This window comes from Metallococcus carri, from assembly GCF_011440275.1.
Taxonomy (GTDB): Bacteria; Actinomycetota; Actinomycetes; order Actinomycetales; family Dermatophilaceae; genus Metallococcus; species Metallococcus carri.
Genome location: NZ_JAAOIV010000019.1, coordinates 1,344 through 5,326 on the forward strand (window position 1 = coordinate 1,344; position 3,983 = coordinate 5,326).

Consider the following 3,983-nt stretch of genomic DNA (forward strand, 5'->3'; position numbering starts at 1 on the left):
CCCAAAGGGCTAACCGGTCCCCTTAACGTTCCAGCACCGGGCAGGCGTCAGTCCGTATACATCGAATTACTTCTTCGCACGGACCTGTGTTTTTAGTAAACAGTCGCTTCTCCCTGGTCTCTGCGGCCCTCGCCCCTAGCCCGTGAAGAGCTTCAGGGTTTGGGCCCCCCTTCTCCCGAAGTTACGGGGGCATTTTGCCGAATTCCTTAACCACGATTCACTCGATCGCCTTAGTATTCTCTACCTAACCACCTGAGTCGGTTTGGGGTACGGGCGGCTCGGACCTCGCTAGAAGTTTTTCTCGGCAGCATAGGATCACCCTGCTTCCCACTACTGTGGTCACCATCAACTCTCAGACATACAGCTGGCGGATTTGCCTACCAGCAGTCCTACAGTCTTGGACGGGGACAACCATCGCCCCGCGGAGGCTACCTTCCTGCGTCACTCCCTCGCTTACCTACTACAAGATCGGGTCCCACGCTCCCCACCACCACACCCACACCCCCCGAAAGGGGCAATGAGTGAAACGGGGTGGTTCGGGTGGTTAGCATCCCCTGATTCGATATGGGCGGTCCTTCGCCGGTTCCGGAATATCAACCGGATGTCCATCGACTACGCCTGTCGGCCTCGCCTTAGGTCCCGACTTACCCAGGGCAGATGAGCTTGACCCTGGAACCCTTGGTTATTCGGCGGACGGGTTTCTCACCCGTCATTCGCTACTCATGCCTGCATTCTCACTCGTGTCACCTCCACCGTTGGTTCACACCACGGCTTCACCGGTGACACGACGCTCCCCTACCCAACCACACCCCTGAACAACACAAAGTGTTGCTAGAGAAACGTGTGATTGCCACAGCTTCGGTGGTGTGCTTGAGCCCCGCTACATTGTCGGCGCGGAATCACTTGACCAGTGAGCTATTACGCACTCTTTAAAGGGTGGCTGCTTCTAAGCCAACCTCCTGGTTGTCACAGCAACTCCACATCCTTTTCCACTTAGCACACGCTTAGGGACCTTAGCTGGTGATCTGGGCTGTTTCCCTCTCGACTACGAAGCTTATCCCCCGCAGTCTCACTGCCACGCTCTCACGTACCGGCATTCGGAGTTTGGCTGACGTCAGTAACCTGGTGAGGCCCATCAGCCATCCAGTAGCTCTACCTCCGGCACGAAACACGCGACGCTGCACCTAAATGCATTTCGGGGAGAACCAGCTATCACGGAGTTTGATTGGCCTTTCACCCCTACCCACAGCTCATCCCCTCCATTTTCAACTGAAGTGGGTTCGGTCCTCCACGACGTCTTACCGTCGCTTCAACCTGGCCATGGGTAGATCACTCCGCTTCGGGTCTAGACCCAGCGACTCAATCGCCCTGTTCGGACTCGCTTTCGCTACGGCTACCCCACCCGGGTTAACCTCGCCACTGAGCACTAACTCGCAGGCTCATTCTTCAAAAGGCACGCCATCACCACAACCAGGGTGGCTCTGACGGATTGTAAGCACACGGTTTCAGGTACTATTTCACTCCCCTCCCGGGGTACTTTTCACCTTTCCCTCACGGTACTAGTCCGCTATCGGTCACCAGGGAATATTTAGGCTTAGCAGGTGGTCCTGCCAGATTCACACGAGATTTCACGGGCCCCGTGCTACTCGGGAACCACACCCAAGAAGTCACACATGTTTCGCCTACGGGGGTTACACCCTCTACGCCACGCCATTCAAAACGTTTCGACTACACGCGCGATTGATCACTTCTCACCAGCATGTCAGCACTGGTACGGTACGGCCCCACAACCCCACAATTGCAACCCCTGACAGGTATCACACAACCATGGTTTAGCCTCATCCGCTTTCGCTCGCCACTACTGACGGAATCACTGTTGTTTTCTCTTCCTGTGGGTACTGAGATGTTTCACTTCCCCACGTTCCCTCCACACACCCTATGAGTTCAGATGCGGGTAACACCACATGAATGGTGCTGGGTTTCCCCATTCGGACACCCTCGGATCACAGTCCGGTTATCGACTCCCCGAGGCTTATCGCAGATTCCTACGTCCTTCATCGGTTCCTGGTGCCAAGGCATCCACCGTGTGCCCTTAAAAACTTACACAAAGACACAAAAACAAAGATGCTCGCGTCCACTATGCAATTCTCAAACACCACACAGGCCAACCCACCACACCCACACACAACCGTGCGCAAGCCGGCGGGCCCTGCCACCAACCAAGAAAACAGCACACAACCGTTTCCTCAGACACCCAACAACGTGCCGACACCCCACCCAGCTCCAGAAGCAACCAAACCCCTCCACCACCACACACACCCAACAGGCGCGCGTGATGCGTACTAGATCGATCGCCCCCACCCACTGGCACGGGCACCATGACTGATGTTCCACCCACGAGCACATCCCGCCACACACACGGTGGCGCAGGATGCTCAATGCTCCTTAGAAAGGAGGTGATCCAGCCGCACCTTCCGGTACGGCTACCTTGTTACGACTTAGTCCCAATCGCCAATCCCACCTTCGACCACTCCCCCCAGGAAAACCTGGTTAGGCCATGGGCTTCGGGTGTTACCGACTTTCGTGACTTGACGGGCGGTGTGTACAAGGCCCGGGAACGTATTCACCGCAGCAATGCTGATCTGCGATTACTAGCGACTCCAACTTCATGGGGTCGAGTTGCAGACCCCAATCCGAACTGAGACCAGTTTTAAGGGATTCGCTCCACCTCACAGTATCGCAACCCTCTGTACCGGCCATTGTAGCATGCGTGAAGCCCAAGACATAAGGGGCATGATGATTTGACCTCATCCCCACCTTCCTCCGAGTTGACCCCGGCAGTCTCCCATGAGTCCCCACCATCACGTGCTGGCAACATGGAACGAGGGTTGCGCTCGTTGCGGGACTTAACCCAACATCTCACGACACGAGCTGACGACAACCATGCACCACCTGTACACCAGCCACAAAGGGAACACCCATCTCTGAGCGCGTCCGGTGTATGTCAAGCCTTGGTAAGGTTCTTCGCGTTGCATCGAATTAATCCGCATGCTCCGCCGCTTGTGCGGGCCCCCGTCAATTCCTTTGAGTTTTAGCCTTGCGGCCGTACTCCCCAGGCGGGGCGCTTAATGCGTTAGCTACGGCACGGAACCCGTGGAATGGATCCCACACCTAGCGCCCAACGTTTACGGCATGGACTACCAGGGTATCTAATCCTGTTCGCTCCCCATGCTTTCGCTTCTCAGCGTCAGTAGTGGCCCAGAGACCTGCCTTCGCCATCGGTGTTCCTCCTGATATCTGCGCATTTCACCGCTACACCAGGAATTCCAGTCTCCCCTACCACACTCTAGCCTGCCCGTACCCACTGCAGAACCGGAGTTAAGCCCCGGTCTTTCACAGCAGACGCGACAAACCGCCTACAAGCCCTTTACGCCCAATAATTCCGGACAACGCTCGCACCCTACGTATTACCGCGGCTGCTGGCACGTAGTTAGCCGGTGCTTCTTCTCCACCTACCGTCACCCAAAGGCTTCGTCGATGGCGAAAGCGGTTTACAACCCGAAGGCCGTCATCCCGCACGCGGCGTCGCTGCATCAGGGTTTCCCCCATTGTGCAATATTCCCCACTGCTGCCTCCCGTAGGAGTCTGGGCCGTGTCTCAGTCCCAGTGTGGCCGGTCACCCTCTCAGGCCGGCTACCCGTCAAAGCCTTGGTAAGCCACTACCTCACCAACAAGCTGATAGGCCGCGAGTCCATCCCCCACCAAAAAATCTTTCCACACACCACCATGCGACAATGTATGAATATCCAGTATTAGACCCCGTTTCCAAGGCTTATCCCAGAGTGAAGGGCAGGTTACTCACGTGTTACTCACCCGTTCGCCACTAATCCAAACCAGCAAGCTGGTCCTTCATCGTTCGACTTGCATGTGTTAAGCACGCCGCCAGCGTTCGTCCTGAGCCAGGATCAAACTCTCCAAAAAAA

General features: G+C 56.3%; 2 rRNA genes (1 of these 2 only partly in view). Both read right to left on the reverse strand.

Features of this window, described 5'->3' with window-relative positions:
• Nucleotides 1–2,106, reverse strand: a 23S ribosomal RNA gene (locus G9U51_RS16980); it reaches 1,131 nt to the left of the window's first position.
• Between the two features lie 343 nt (nucleotides 2,107–2,449).
• A 16S ribosomal RNA gene (locus G9U51_RS16985) occupies nucleotides 2,450–3,981 on the reverse strand.
• Together the 16S and 23S rRNA genes form the textbook arrangement of a ribosomal RNA operon.
• Nucleotides 3,982–3,983: the final 2 nt, after the last annotated feature.